At 35.3% G+C, this 15,906-nt stretch carries 5 protein-coding genes; 3 read left to right on the top strand and 2 right to left on the bottom strand.

The window, feature by feature from the left end; genetic code table 11:
* Window positions 1-13: 13 nt before the first annotated feature.
* The 3 genes from J3U37_RS08060 to J3U37_RS08050 all read left to right on the top strand — a co-directional run bounded on the left by J3U37_RS08060 (window position 14) and on the right by J3U37_RS08050 (window position 3,247).
* Entirely contained in the window at window positions 14-844 is an 831-nt protein-coding gene (locus J3U37_RS08060) for a MetQ/NlpA family ABC transporter substrate-binding protein (RefSeq protein ID WP_220219551.1), read from the top strand.
* A 397-nt stretch (window positions 845-1,241) separates the two neighbouring features.
* Window positions 1,242-2,144: an endonuclease/exonuclease/phosphatase family protein gene (locus tag J3U37_RS08055; protein ID WP_267329645.1), complete on the top strand. Its 903-nt coding sequence runs from the start codon at window positions 1,242-1,244 to the stop codon at window positions 2,142-2,144.
* 197 nt (window positions 2,145-2,341) lie between these two features.
* Entirely contained in the window at window positions 2,342-3,247 is a 906-nt protein-coding gene (locus tag J3U37_RS08050) for an endonuclease/exonuclease/phosphatase family protein (protein WP_267329646.1), read from the top strand.
* 167 nt (window positions 3,248-3,414) lie between these two features.
* Here the strand turns inward: J3U37_RS08050 and J3U37_RS08045 are convergent, their stop codons facing one another.
* Both J3U37_RS08045 and J3U37_RS08040 read right to left on the bottom strand, forming a co-directional pair.
* Window positions 3,415-9,405: an alpha-2-macroglobulin family protein gene (locus J3U37_RS08045; protein ID WP_267374227.1), complete on the bottom strand. Its 5,991-nt coding sequence runs from the start codon at window positions 9,403-9,405 to the stop codon at window positions 3,415-3,417.
* Between the two features lie 376 nt (window positions 9,406-9,781).
* A complete protein-coding gene (locus J3U37_RS08040) occupies window positions 9,782-15,838 on the bottom strand; it encodes an alpha-2-macroglobulin family protein (RefSeq protein ID WP_267374225.1) in 6,057 nt (2,018 codons plus the stop codon).
* Window positions 15,839-15,906 lie beyond the last annotated feature (68 nt).

The raw sequence follows: 15,906 nt of genomic DNA, 5'->3' as shown, positions 1-15,906 counted from the left end.
AAAAGGAGTAATAATGAAAAAATATCTCTATTTGCCATTGTTTATGATGTTAGGACTGTCTTTGATTGGTTGTGATCGTAAATCAGAATCGGAGCAAGCCAATAGCGCTGACAAAAAAGAAATCGTGGTAGGTTTGCCACCAAGTATGCATAACATTTTAATGGAAAAAGTCGTTAAACCGGAACTGGAAAAAAAGGGCTACACAGTTAAATTAGTTAATTTTAGTTCATTAAGAGATGCTAATACGGCGCTGGTTGAAGGAAGTATTGATATGAATGCCGCTCAGCATCAAGCTTATCTTGATGTCTACAATAAAGAGACAAATAATGATTTGGTTTCGTTAGTTCACATTCCTTCTATATCCGCAGCACTGTTTTCCCAAACACATCGTTCTGTCAATGAGATAGCCCCTAATCAAACAATTGCTATTCCTAATGATCCTTCTAATACTGCTCGGGCACTGTTATTACTGCAAGAGTTAAATTGGATCAAACTTAAGCCAAATACCCCAACCGGTACCGCCAGTCTGAATGATATTGCCGAAAATAAATACAATTTGCAGTTTAAACTTTTATTATCTGAAATTATTCCCCGCACCTTGGGTGAAGTGGATTATGCAATTATGCCGGGCGGTGTAGCATGGCTTAGCAAAGTGCCGGCTGATAATGTATTAGTTCAGGAAAAATTATCACCGAATCTGGAATTAATGGTTGTTGTTAAAAAAGAGAATCTTAATACCCAATGGGCAAAAGATGTTAAACAACTTTATCAATCTGAAGCATTAAGAAAGTTTATCAATGAAGATCCCGAAGCCAAAGGGCGTTTTATTTGGCCGCAAGGTTAATTCATTATCACGTTGCTGAGTTTAACATATCCTAATTAGACAATTAGGATATTTTTTCTATCCGATTATCTTTACCCAATAGATTGAAAAAACGCTTAGCTAATTTAAAACCGATTAAACTGTTTTTTAAAATAAGTTGAAATGACTAAAAAAGTTTTAATAAAGCTTTTAATTTGGCTGGCTGTTTGATGAAAAAATTTTAACCCAAGTTCTATCTGTAAAAAGCTTTAGATTTTCCCTTTTTTCTTATCGAATTAAATTGATTTATGATATTCGTCAATGAGTTAAAGATGAATAATATTGACATAGGTCACATAAATTGTAAAAACCGTTTTGTAGAAATAGCAATCAATATGATACTTGTTATAACAATTAATATTATAGAAAGGAATATCTTATGATTAAAAACAAATTAAAAATGGCCGCACTGATTGGTAGTCTTATTTTCAGTACCTCAACCGCATTGGCTGCAATTGAAGATGTTAAAGAGCTCAAGATGATTAGCTATAATGTCTATAACGGCATGAAATTAGATGAATCAGAGGGTAAACAGAAGTTTATTGATTGGGCGAAAGCACAGGATGCCGATATAATCGCCTGGCAAGAGATGAACTTTTTTACCCGTGAAAAGCTCGAAAAATTTGCCGCCAGTTATGGGCATAAGTATGCGGTTTTATTGAAAGAATCACCTGATGATCCTGCGTTTTTCCCGGTAGCTATTACTTCTAAATATCCGATAATTAATGTGCAAAAAGTTGTCGATAATTTATGGCATGGTGCGCTATATGCTGATATCGGTAATTACCATTTTGTTGTCACCCATATGAATCCTTTCTGGACAGCGAAAAGAATTGATGAGATGAATTTAATTATCGATTCAATTAAGTACAGTCGTGATCCTAACGGTAAATGGATTATAGCAGGGGACTTAAATTCATTCTCGCCGGCAGATAAGAAAGAGTATGACTCAAGTAATTTACTTAATGATATTAAAGAAAAACAGAAAAAAAGACCTATCTTAGAAAACTTAGTCAACGGTCAGCTCAGTTATACTGTACAACAAAATCTTATTGATGCAGGCTTTATTGATGCATTAAAAATAAAGAATAAAGATTTTATTGCCACTGCACCAACCAAAGTATTTTATGATCAAGCATCTACACCACTTCGCTATGATTATATTTATGTGTCACCCAAACTGAAAGATGATGTCATGGATGTTCAAGTTTTGAAAGATGAATTTACTGATAATTATTCCGATCACTATCCGGTGCAAATGATAATAAAAAATACTAAATAATTTAGTCTTATACGCTAAAAAGCCATGCAGTTATCTCATGGCTTTTTTATTGTTGTTAGAAAAGTAATAATAACTTATTTAATAATAAAAATTTAACTTGTGATACAGATCGCATTTAAAAGCGTATATCTATTTTAGTATAGGTAAGTTTGAAAAAATTCAAACTTTTAAGCACATTTTGCTATAGGAAAAAACAGATGAAAAAACAATTTTTTGTATTAGGGCTAGTTGGATTATTGGCTTGGTTTTCTCATGCTTATGCATCACAAGATTTAGTTCAGTCGCAGTATTATAGCTCGCCAAACAAAGTATATGAAAAAGATAAACAACCGCAAATTACCGTTGCAAATTACAATATAGCGGGTGGATTAAGAAAGCATACCGTTGATCTTGATTTAGTCGCTAAAGCGATTAAATCGATGAATGCGGATATCGTCACACTGGAAGAAGTCGATCAAAATACCACACGCAGTAACGGCTTAGATCAAGCCAAAATCATTGCCGAAAAAACCGGTATGTATTACGCCTTTGGTAAAGCTACCGATATGAAAGGCGGCAATTATGGTAATGCAATATTATCTAAGTATCCAATTGAAAAAACTAAGGTGTTTTTGTTGCCGTCGGGCGATTATGAACAACGAGCATTGATGCTAAGTAAAATCAACGTGCCGGGTTTTGATTCTCCTATCTATATTTTTAACTCTCACTTTGATTGGCATGAAGAAGATGAGGTAAGAATGTCACAAGCACGATTTATTAATAGCATCGTTTTTGATGATCTGGATTTAGACGAGGAGTTTCCGAATCTTGCTTCCGGCATAATGATTTTATTGGGTGATTTTAATTCGGTTAAAAATGATCGGGTTGTTAAAGAGTTTGAAAAATATTGGACTTTAGTTAAACAAGAAAATGTCGATACCCGAACATGGCCAGCCGGAAATCCCGGATTAGATCTTGACCATATATTCACTAGCCGTAATCAGGTATGGGAAGTTGAAAAATTAATTATTCCAAATAATGGTGAAGAGTGGAACGGGATTAAATGGCCTTTAGTGAGTGATCATATTCCGGTTATTGCCACTTTAAAACTGATTGAACAGTAAATAATTGGGCATTATGCCCATTTCAATTCCAATATGAAAGCCAATCTTAAATCGATTGATAAAAGCCGTATCGATTTGCTTACAAGGTGATGAATATCGGCAATTAAAATATAAAAACGGGCGATAAGCCCGTTTAAACTGTATTACCCAACAATTAAGATAAATGATTATTGTTGTGGCACAACCATGATTTTGCTTCCACCTTTAGAAACCGCATGAATATCACGATCATACATTGCTTCACCAAATGCAGGCGGAACGTGATAACTACCTATATTTGTGGCTTTTATTTGATAAGTGAATGCTTGAATCTTATTGTTGTAGGTAGAGCCATAAATAATGACCCGATCTTCACGGACATCAGTATATTCAGGATACCATGTGTTGCCACCAGTTTTTATCGCTATCGGTGATCGCCAACTGTAATCGTAGCTTTCATCCTCGGCGTATTGATCATCGTACTCATTTTCATCCTCGTCAGCATCCTTTTGCTCTGGATTAATCGCTTGTTGTACGACTTCAAATCCGGCTGGTAGTAAATCAACAATGGCAATATTGGTCGCACCTTGATCAGCTATGGCACGTACTTTGACCGTTACATTGATTTTATCTCCCAGTTTGACTTGCTCAATCGGCGCACCATTTTGGTCGGTGTATTCTCGATAGATTTCAAGCCCGGACTTAATCGGCTCGCTTGGAATATTTTTATCATAACCTTGTTGTGAAATCATATACCATGCAGGGTAATCGGTACTGTTTTTCACATTCAAGGTTTTATCCGCTTCGCTAAATTGTCCTTTGGTTAAAATGCCTTTCAAATTAGCAATGATTCTTTGTTTATCGGTATCTTTTGATGTCGCACTAATCTGGAGTGAATCAGGCTTTAATTGCGCATTGGCGATACTTGATGAATAACTGCTTAAGGCTAATATTGTCATTGCCGCCGATTGGGTTGTGTATTTTTGCTTATTGAGCATTAAAACCATGTTTTCCAACGCTTGAGCAGGGATGTCTTTCACTTTTTCAGGGAAATGTTTACTGATAAAGTGGATATTGCTGGCATTGATGACTAATGGATCATAATAGTTATGCGTCCACCAAGCTTTGTTATAAGCTTTTGACATTTCTTGCCAAATTGGTTTTAAGATTTTATCTGCCTCTTTGTCCATTTTGAGCATCTTGTAAGAAGATGCAATGTACATAGCGATAATATCAGTTTCCCATGCTGATGAATCATAGTTATTATTGAGATCTTGTAAAATGGATGCTAAATAGCTGGTCGTTATCCTATCTTGTCGAGTTAATAAATAACTGGCATAAGCACGTAACCGTAAATTATAGAAATCTTTCTTATAAGATGTAGCTAATTTCTCCAAATATTTATTGGCATTATCGAGCATTTTTTGTGGAACAGCTTGCCCCATATCTTTTGCTTCAAGCATAAAGTTAACCGCATATAATGTAATAAACGGATCAACATTATAAGTTGAATACCATAATCCAATAGCGCCTTCACTATTTTGACGTGATTGCAAAATTTGGAACAATTCCGATAAAGGGGTAATGCCTTCTTTGGCTGCTAAATTAAATTCACGATAGCTGCCGCCAACTAAAACAGGAATCGCCCGACTTAGAATTTGCTCTGAACAGTAGTGTGGATAGTCCTGCAAATAGGTCGCTAAACCTTTGCTCAGCACAAATGGCGAGAAAGAGACCAATGCATCACGTTTACTATAACTATTAAACATATCCCTTAAATCAGTAAAGGTTTGTTTATGTCCATCCATTCGTCCCATCATGGTGGTTAAGCGATATTCAGTAAGTGGGCGAACAGATAGACTTACGTCATGCTCGACTTTAATTTTACCTGCGGTCGCGGTGAAATGCAGATCAGCGCTGCCAAATTGAGTATTGGCTTTAAACTTAAACTTCAGTACCCCATTTTTGCCATTAGCCAGCTCAATCGTTTTTTTGCTCTCACCGATAATTGAAAGGTGTGGGGTTGTTGTGACATCGATATTAATTGCGGTAGCTTTATCGTCAGCATTTTCAATCAAATTAGTCACATTAAGCGCCACTTCAAATTCATCATTTGGTGCGGCAAAGTAGGGGGCATTAGGTTGCAATACAATATCATTACTTACCGTGGTTGACATTTGGGTATGACCCATGGTTTTCTCGCCTACCGAAACGGCCATGATTCGAATTTTCCCATTAAAATGATTAGGTACTTGATATTCAACGGTTTTATTACCGTTAACATCAATAATACCCGACCAATAAGCGACAGGTTCATCTATTTTACGTTTAAATGGATTAAGATGACCGGATAGCACATCATCATTATCGCCGTCGCCTCCCGGTGCTGAATGGGCGATTAAATGACGAAACTCCGGCAATATCTGATCTAAAATTTGTGACGTTCGTACTGAGAGCGCCTTTTTACGTAAAAAGCTGTTTAACGGATCTTTAAGTTTATAATTCGAAACTTGTAAGATCCCTTCATCTACCGCAAAAATTACCACTTTTTGAGGGCTGTTGGTATGCAAAGTAATTGGGAGTTTGTCACCCGATTTTATTTTTGCTGGTGCTTGCAGCGACAGTTTATCGTCAAACTGATTGTTGGTAATTTTAAATGGTATAACGCCGTAGCTTAACGGGCTCATAAATATTTCATCGGAATTTGGATCACGAATAAATTGAACATTAATGTAGCCATTACCACTCATATTTTTAGGTAGTTTGATTTTTTGGACGGAACTGGTTGTATTAGTATGGAACCATTTCCATGCATAAACTTTATCCCGCTCGATAGTGATAATACCGCTACCGACATATGGCGCGTTGATTGCGATCTCAATTTCATCGCCCGGATTAAACTGGGTTTTATTGATCTTAAGTTCTAACTCTGCATTGCGGTCTAATTGACGTGTCACATTTGAATTACCTACAACGGTGTAACGAGTTTTATACAATAGCTGATTATCTTTATCCATAATTTGAATAATATAATTACCCGGATTTTGCGTATCTAACTGATAAATTGTTTTATCTTTGTTAATCGCAAAAGGTTGCTCTGAGATAACTGACTCTTTCAAACGTGACTCAAATTGATAAGTATTTGACGGTTGCTTAACCAAAATTGAAACATATTTTTGTTCGGTGACAGACAGTGTTAAATCACTCAGTTCAATTTTTTCAAGAATTGGGTTGATAGCAATAATATCTAAATAACGATCTGAATCTTTATTAATATAAGATAAATTGCCGTCAGATTTAGCACCGACAATATAATCACTAGGTGATACAAATGTTGTTGCAGTTGCAGCTACACTTCGGCCACTATCCGGCTCAAATACTTCGGTTAGCATTTTAAGCATGTAATTGCCTTCAAAGCTTTCCATATTTTTATGAAGGTCGATTTTAACTTGACCATTTTCATCGGTTTCTTCTTCATCTAACTCGACTTTGAAGCTTTTTCGATGCGCTGAAATCGATTCATAAAAGCTATAATCTTCATACTTTTTGAAGTGCGGGTAAGAAGGTTCAAGGATTACACTATTTGTTACACGGCGATCAGCGGCATCAGTACCGATTAAATTTTTAGCGGTAATTTCAGCTTGTAACTGTTCGGGTTTCACCCAACCTTGTTTAATGTCCGGTAATAATTTTAACGAGACGGTCGTTTTATCCGGTTCAAACTCACGAATCACAATCGAACTTGTGCCTAATAAGATTCGTTCATCTTCGTTATCGTCTTTAAGATATAAATAGATATACCAATCACCCGTTGGGGAGCTGTAGTTGGTTTTATAACTTAATTCATTGAATCCTGATTTATCAAGGACAATGGGTTTTTTTAATACCAAATTAGATTGAGCATCATAAATTTCTGCTTCCAATGTTATGCCAGTCAATGAATTAGCCCAGTTTTGTGCTCTGACAATGGTTCCAATATGAAACGTGTCACCCGGACGGTAAACGCCGCGATCTGAGAAGATATGGGAACGTAATTCACCACCTTTGATTGTCTCAACAATACCACCTATATCAAATCGTGATAAGTTAAGATCACGATCATAGCTGGAGATAGGTAAGAAAGATAAATCTCTATCTTTTTCAACCACAAATAACAGTGGTTTAATACCTCGATAGTATTCTGACAATGCTGAGAATTTAACATGTCCTGTGTGATCGGTCTTTTTGGAAGTAATGGCAACGCCATTCATTCCCATAACCGTTACTTTAGCATTACTAACCGGAGCACCACTTGCAATTGATTGGATAAACAGGTCATAAGATTTGTCGAGCGACTTTTTGGCAATAATTCCCAGGTCGGTCACTACCATAAAGCGTGAACTCATAAAACGGTCGCCATCATAATCATCGCCATAGGCTCTAAGTAAAAATACCCCTCGATTTTTTCTATCTTTATTATTGGCTGTTAAATATTTAGAAAGATCAACTTCTGTTTGTGTAATGGCTTGAAGGGAGCCTTTTACCTCTTTCCTGACTGTATATTTTTCGACAAAGTGATCATTATCCATTTCGCCAAAATCCATATCTTCAAAGTCGTAAGATTGGTTAAATGAGATTAAATGTTGTAATTGAGAAGGGATAACCCGATCGATTTCAAGTCTTAAATTACTAAAGTTACGGGAGAGGAGTGCTATTTTTTTCTCGCCCGATAGTGATAATAACGATCCTGATGCGGCAAAATCAACAAGTTTTGGATATTCCGGAACGGTTAATATATGCCGATAACTATTTTTTAAGAAATAACCATTTTGAGCAGATAAAGGTTGGTTAACTTCGATATAAAGTTTTGATTTTTGATCTGCATCTATTTTGAAACTCAGTGCAGTTTGATAAGCGTGTTCAGTTGCGATTGGTTTTATCTCAATCGGTTTAGCTTTTTCTAGCTCTTTTTCTGGTACCTTAAAGATACTTTGGTTTCTACCTGTTATTTCATCGTAATAGTAGTGATGTTCGTAGTTGCTTGTGCTTTCACTTAATTGCCAAACTTTAACCACCTTAGTGAGATCTTCCGATTTTACCGGATGTGTTAAAGAGACAATTAATACTTGTTGTATCTTTTCATTGCTCTCTTCAACAAGTTTCACATCAGCATTAATAATACCAAGATTATATTTGTCCGGAATGGCAACTTTTGAATTGGCAATTGATTCAACTGGTTTGCCACCCATAGTGGAACTTACACCTTCCATAATGGTTAGTTTCGCATACCCCGGTTTTTCTAAAAATGGGACAGGGCTACTTTTGATATGGGCAATGGTGTCATCTTGTTCGTAAGCGATAGTAAAATCGATATTATTGAGAAATTTGTCTTGGTGATAATCTACTCCATCTTCGTACATTGCAAGCTTTATGTTTTTTTCAAAAGTGGGCTTATCTACTGTGTGGGAAAAATATACTGTATATAAAACATTTCTCACATTGTCTTGAGTCGGATCTGAGTAGAGTTTACCTTGATAGCCTAAACTGTAATTGAAAGAAGGTGTGGTGAAAGTGATGCCGGGTAAATCTCCCGGTAGATAACTGTTTTCTGCTAACAATTTAGAGTCATCTAAGGTAATGTTATACTCAGCGCCAAGTGGCCAATAGGCAACGTTAGGCTTGAAAGTAATCGTTCTATCATCGCTCCATTTCCACGTTCCTTCAATTTGCGGTGTTATCGTTATTCCTTCGGTAATTTCTTTATTTACTTTGTCTAAAGGGGCAGGAGAGCGAATATCGCCAACAAAATAGAGGGTTAATTGATCATAAGATCTATTTGGCGGCGTAATTCGCACACTGTAATTTTGTTTAACAATTGGGGCAGGTATGATAGGTTGTGGACGGTTTAAATACCAATGGTAAGCATAGTTTGCCCCCATATAAGTAAGTGTTCCAAGAATTATTGTCGATCCTATCAACAATTTTCTTTTATTCAATGCATTACCAATTGTATTATAAATGGCTTTTGCCTTTGGTAACCAACTCGGTGTAGACCAATTAATTTCACCAATAATTGGGCTAAAAAGCCAGAAAATAGCTTTAATCAAATAAAATAAAAATACGATGAAATAGCGTATTATTTCCCAACCTTTTTGCAAAATGTAAAAAGGTAATTGCAGAATAGATCGTAGTAATTCCATTTTAACTTATCCCTTAATGCTTATAGACAGATCAGATCTTATAAAGCTTTATAATGATTATTTTTTACTAAAACGTAGGGTATTTCTGAAACTTCTTGACAAGGATTAGAAAAGACCAACAAATATAATTAATAAAACAAGTGATAAATTATACTACTTTGCGTAAAAACATGATATTAAAAATCTTAATTTACGATCTTTTTTAGGTATGCGCTGGTGATATGTATTTGTATTTTCATAGGGTTTATTGAGAGGAAGTTAATAGTTTCGCTATTTGTTGATCATTAATGCGATCATTTGTTTTTTCTTCGTTAAATATTCGGTAAAAAAAACGGGCGATAAGCCCGTTTTAAAATCGATATGTCTAGTTGTTTAATCATTGTGGTGGTGATACCACTTTAATTTTGTTGCCTGCTTTTGATATCGCTTGAATATCACGATTATACATTGCTTCAGCAAATGAAGGTGGTATGGTATAAGTTCCAACATTGGTGGCTTTTATTTGATAAGAGAATTCTTTTACCGCGCCTTGGTCGGTAGAACCATAGATAATGACTCGATCTTCACGGACGTCGGTATAATCAGGATACCAAGTGTAGCCATGGGGTTTTATGGCTATCGGCGATTGCCAACCGTTTTGCTCATCGCCATTGTCATCCTCATTATCACTTTGCTCTGAGTTCATGGCTTGTTGTACCACTTCAAAGCCGGCAGGCAATAGATCTACAACTGCAATGTTGGTCGCACCTTCTTGAGATAGGGCTTGAACTTTGATCGTGACATTAATTGTCTCTCCCAGTTCGACTTGTTCAACAGGTTTGCCATTTTTATCGGTAAATTCACGATAGATTTCAAGTCCGGATTTAATCGGCTCGCTTGAAATGTTTTTATCATAGCCTTGCTGTGAAATCATATACCATGCAGGTAAATCGGTAACGTTATTTACATATAGGGTATTATCCTCAGCAGCAAATTTCGCTTTCGCCAGTATACCTTGTAAATTGGCAATCAATTTTTGTTTATCGCTACCTCTTGATGCTGTACTAATTTGTAGTGAATCGTTGGTTAATTGAGCATTGACAATATTTGAAGAATAATTGCTTAATGCCATTATTGTCATTGCTGCTGATAGCGTTGTGTATTTTTGCTTATTGAGCATTAACACCATATTTTCCAACGCTTGGGCAGGAATATCTTGTGCTTTTTCTGAGAAATGCTTGTTAATTAGGTAAATTTTGCTTGCATCTACCACTAATGGATCATAGTAGTTATTTGTCCACCATGCATTATCATAAGCTTTTTCCATTTTTTTCCAGACAGGTTTTAATAATTCTTCAGCTTGTTTATCCATTTTGAGCATCTTGTAAGAAGATGCGATATACATAGCCATAATATCGGTTTCCCATTCAGAAGCATCATATTTTCTATTTAAATCGGTTAAAAGGGATGCTAGATAGTTGGTCATTATTTTATTTTGCCGGGTCAATAAATAAATAGCGTAAGCTCGTGAACGTACTTGATTTAAATCAAAAGCAACACGATTTACTAAATATTCTAGATAGTGATTAGCATTATCGAGCATTTTTTGTGGAATAGCTTGTCCCATATCTTTTGCGTCAAGCATAAAGTGAACCGCATATAATGTCACAAACGGATCCTCTTCATTGGTTGGATACCATAATCCAATAACACCTGAACTATTTTGGCGTGATTGCAGAATTTGGAACACATCTGATAGAGAAATATTTTCTTCTTGAGAAATTAAATCAAAATCAGCATATTTCTTTGCGACTAAAGCAGGAATAGCACGACTAATAATTTGCTCAGAGCAGTTGTGAGGATAATTCTGCAAATATGTCCCCAAACCTTTACTCAGTACAAATGGTGAATAGGATGCCGATGCCTGACGTTTACTAAATTCACTGTACATATCCCTAAAGCCAGTAAACTCTTGTTTGTGACCATCGATTCGTCCCATCATCGTGGTGAGACGATATTCGCTACTCGGTCGAACAGAAAGACTGATATCTCTTGTTACCTTAATATCACCAGCTACGGCAGTGAAGTGCAGATCAGCATTGCCAAGCTGAGAATTGACTTTAAAGTTAAAATTCAATACGCCATTTTTACCGGTTGCCAGCTCGATTGTTTTTTCGCTTTCACCGATAATTGAGAGGTGTGGGGTAGTTGTGACATTAACACTAATTGGAATAGTTTTATCACCCATATTTTCAATTAAATTTGTCAGATTAAGGCTAACTTCAAATTCATCATTTGGCGTTGCAAAATAAGGCGCGTTTGGTTGCAACACAATATCATTATGTACTGTTGTTGATGTTTGCGTGCGCCCCATGGTGTTTTCACCCACTGAGACAGCCATTATTCTTAACTCACCGTTAAAATAGTTAGGGACTTGATATTCAACGGTTTTATCTCCGTTTACATCAATAATACCTGACCAATAAACTATCGGCTCATCGCCTTTGCGTTTAAATGGATTGAGATGACCGGCAAATTCCATATTATTTCCGTTATCTCCCCCTGGTGCAGAACTATAAATTAGGTGTCTAAACTCTGGCAAAATCATATTCATAATTTGTAAAGTTTTAACAGATAGTTGCTTTTTAGCAAAGAAACTGTTTAAAGGATTTACGAGCCTATATTTTGTAATTTGTAAGATACCTTCATCAACCGCAAAAATAATGGCTTTTTGCGGGGAATTACTATGCAAGGTAATAGGAAGTTTATTACCCGATTTTATTTTTTCTGGTACTTGCAAGGTGAGTTTATCGTCAAACTGGGTAGTACTAATTCTAAATGGTACAACACCATAGCTAAGCGGACTGAGGAATATTTCTTCAGAGTTTGGATCTCGAATAAACTGTATATTAATATAAGCATTACCGACAATATCTTGCGGTATTGTGATCTTTTGTATTGAGCTAGTTGTATCAGTGTGGAACCATTTCCATGCATAAACCTTATCCCGCTCGATAGTGATTATACCGCTACCAACATATGGGGTTTTAATAGCGATTTCTATCTCATCTCCCGGATTATAATTGGTTTTATCAATTTTAAGATCTAACCCTGAATTACGGTAAAATGAACGTTCATAATTTGAATCCCCTTTAACTTCGTACTGAATTTTGTGTAGTAAATTATCATTCTTATCCCTGATTTCAATAATAAAATTACCCGGGTTTTGCGTATCAAACTGATAAATTGTTTTATCTTTGCTGATCGCAAAAGGCTTCTGTGATATTAGCGAGACTTTTGAACGTGATTCATATTGATAGTTATTAGACGGTTGCTTAACCAAAACAGAAACTTTTTTCTCTTCAAAAACTGAGAGTTTCAAATCATTGAGATCAATTTTTTCCAGTAATGGATTGATAGCAATAAATTCCAAATAATTTTTAGAATCTTTGAAAAAATTCCAATCATAATTGTCTTTTTTAACCCCAACAAGGTAATCATTAGGCGATACTAATGTTGTTGCTGTTGCAGCGACACTTCGCCCACTATCAGGTTCAAAGACTTCGGTTAGCATTTTGAGTATGTAATTGCCTTTAAAACTATTGAGATTTTTATAAATATCGACATTAACAATACCATTTTCATCGGTATTTTGTTCGTCTAATTCTACCTTGAAACTTTGATCGTTAACTAAAGAAGAACTATAAAAATAATAATCTTCATATTTTGTAAATTGAGTGGAAAACGGCTGAAGAATTAATGTATTTGTTACACGGCGATTAGCTGCATCTGTTCCAATCAAATTCTTAGCGGTAATTTGTGCTTTTAATGTTTCAGGTTTTCTCCAGCCTGCTTTAATTTCTGGTAATAATTTTAGTGATACCTGTGTTTTATCCGGTTCAAATTCACGAACAATAAATGATTCAATGCCTAATAAAATTCGTTGCTTTTCATTGTCATTTTTTAGATATAAATAGATAAACCATTCACCGGTAGGGGAACTATAACTGGTTTTATAACTGATTTCATTAAAACCTGAATTATCAAGCACTATTGGTTTTTTCAGTGCTATATTAGATTTGGCATCATGGATTTCTGCTTCTAACGTTATGCCGGCTAATGATTTAGCCCATTTTTGTGCTTTAACAATGGTACCGACATGTAAAGTATCGCCGGGGCGGTAAATACCACGATCAGTAAAGATATGTGAGCGTAACTGACCACCGTCAACGGTTTCTTCTTCACCATATGTCCCAAATCGTGAAAATTCTAAATTTGTCGAGCTTTTGTCAATCGGCAGAAACGATAAATCTTGATCTTTCTCAACAATAAATACAACTGGTTTTACACCTTGATCATATTCAGATAACGGTAAAAATTTGACATGTCCGCTTTCATCAGTCACTTGTGACGTAATAGTCACACCGTTGATACCCATGACAGTCACTTTTGCGTTGCTGACCGGTTCCCCTGTATTTATTGACTGGATAAACAGATCATAAGAGTTGTCGAGAGATTTCTTGGCAATAATTCCCAAATCTGTTACGACAATAAGACGTGATTGCATAAAATTATATTTGATTTTATTTGGTTTTTGATGTTTACCATCATCATTAAGACCATCATTACCATAAACGGAGAGTATAAAGACGCCTCGATTTTTAACATCATTGGTATTTTTAGTTAAGTAACTGGTTAGATCGAAGGCGGTCTCTTGAACTGATTGAGCTGGACCCGTTATTTCTTTAGTAAATACAAATCTATCGACAAAATGGTCATTAGAATTACGTCCAAAGTCCATATCTTCCAAAGAATAACCTCTATTAAATGAAGGTAAATGATGAAGCTGAGAAGGGATAACACGATCAATTTGAAGTTTCAAATGTTTAATGTTTCGAGAAACCAATAGTATTTTCTTCTCACCAGAAAGCGATAACAAAGAACCTGATGAAGTAAAGCTAGCAAATTTCGAATATTTTGGTACGGTTAAAACTTTTTTATATTCTTCGCCAAGAATATAACCATTTTGCGCAACTAAATTTCGGTCGATAACAATATAAAGCTTAGATTTCTGATCAGCTTGTAAGTCAAAACTCACTACCTTATTATCATTGTCTTCACCTTTTCTTAGTTTTAATTCAACAGGTTTAGCTTGTGCGAGTAATTTCTCATCGACGTAAATAGAGCTTTGTTCAAAATATCTCTCAAAACTATAATTATAATCATCATCATCATCATCATCATCATCATCATCATATTTTTTTTCTTCATCGTTATTATTTTTATTGTTATCTTCAGGTAGTTGCCAAACTCTAATCATTTTAGCTAATTCTTCATCGTTGACTACTTGAGATAAAGAAATATTTAATACTTGTTTTAGGTCATTATTAGTGCCTGAAACAATATCTAGTTCACTGTCAATGATTTCAAGATTATATTTACCCGGTAGGTTGATAGTTGAAGCAACTGTTGTGAAAACCGGAGCACCACCGAGTGAGGATGTAACACCTTTATCTATCTCTATTTTGAGATAACCAGGATTTTTCAGTATTGGAAGCGCACTACTAGTGATATAGGCAACAGTATTATCTTCATTATAAGCAAGAGTAAAATCGATATTTTCTAAAAATTTATCATCTTTATCTTTGTCATCAATTATTTCATAAAGTGAAAGTTTTATGTTTTTTTCTAAAGTTTGTTTATCTACAGGATAATTAAAGGTAATTGAATTGATGACTTTGAGCGCGTAATCTTGTGTCGGATCGTAAAAAAGTTTGCCTGTTGGATTTAATTTGTAGTCAAATTCAGGTGAAATAAACGTGTGGTATACAGAATTTTTTTTTAAAAAATTATTATCGGCTAACAGTTTTTTATCATCTAAGTTTACTTGATATGTTTCTCCTAGTGGCCACGACTTTGTGAGCGGTTCGAATATTATGGTATTGTCATTAGCCCATACCCAAGTACCTTCTATTTTAGGCGAAATAGAAATCCCTTGAGTAATTTCTTTATTGATTAGTTCTAATGGGGCTGGCGAGTGAGACGATCCCAAAAAGTTAACTTTCAATCGATAATCTTTGAAAGTAGGCGGATCTATTCTGACAGTATAAGTGTTCTTAACATTGGTGGCTGCTTCTACGGGTTTAGGGCGGTTTAGATTCCAATGATATAGATAGTTGATAGAAATTATCGCAATTGCAGTGACGATAATTGTTGAACCGATCAACAGCTTTCTTTTATTAAGCGCCATGCCAATTGAATCATAGGAAGTTTTTATTTTTGCTAACCAGTTGGGTAAAGACCAATGGCAATTTATCTCACCAATTATTGGGGTAAATAGCCAGAAGATTCCTTTGATTAAGTAAAATAAGAAAATAATAAAATAGCGTATTATTTCCCAACCTTTTTGTAATAGGTAAAAAGGCAATTCAAGAATAGATCGAAGTAACCCCATTGTATACTTATTCCTTATAGATAGATTTGATAAAAATTATTGTATTTATACTGAAACGTATGGTATTT

The organism is Gilliamella sp. B3172 (genome assembly GCF_026536465.1).
Lineage (GTDB): Bacteria > Pseudomonadota > Gammaproteobacteria > Enterobacterales > Orbaceae > Gilliamella.
The sequence above is the reverse complement of the archived record's forward strand: the minus strand, read 5'-3'. Positions and strand labels throughout refer to the sequence as shown.

Coding starts and splice junctions, on each gene's coding strand:
- J3U37_RS08050 (WP_267329646.1), top strand. CDS start 2,342: ATGAAAAAACAATTTTTTGTATTAGGGCTAGTTGGATTATTGGCTTGG.
- J3U37_RS08060 (WP_220219551.1), top strand. CDS start 14: ATGAAAAAATATCTCTATTTGCCATTGTTTATGATGTTAGGACTGTCT.
- J3U37_RS08055 (WP_267329645.1), top strand. CDS start 1,242: ATGATTAAAAACAAATTAAAAATGGCCGCACTGATTGGTAGTCTTATT.
- J3U37_RS08040 (WP_267374225.1), bottom strand. CDS start 15,838: ATGGGGTTACTTCGATCTATTCTTGAATTGCCTTTTTACCTATTACAA.
- J3U37_RS08045 (WP_267374227.1), bottom strand. CDS start 9,405: ATGGAATTACTACGATCTATTCTGCAATTACCTTTTTACATTTTGCAA.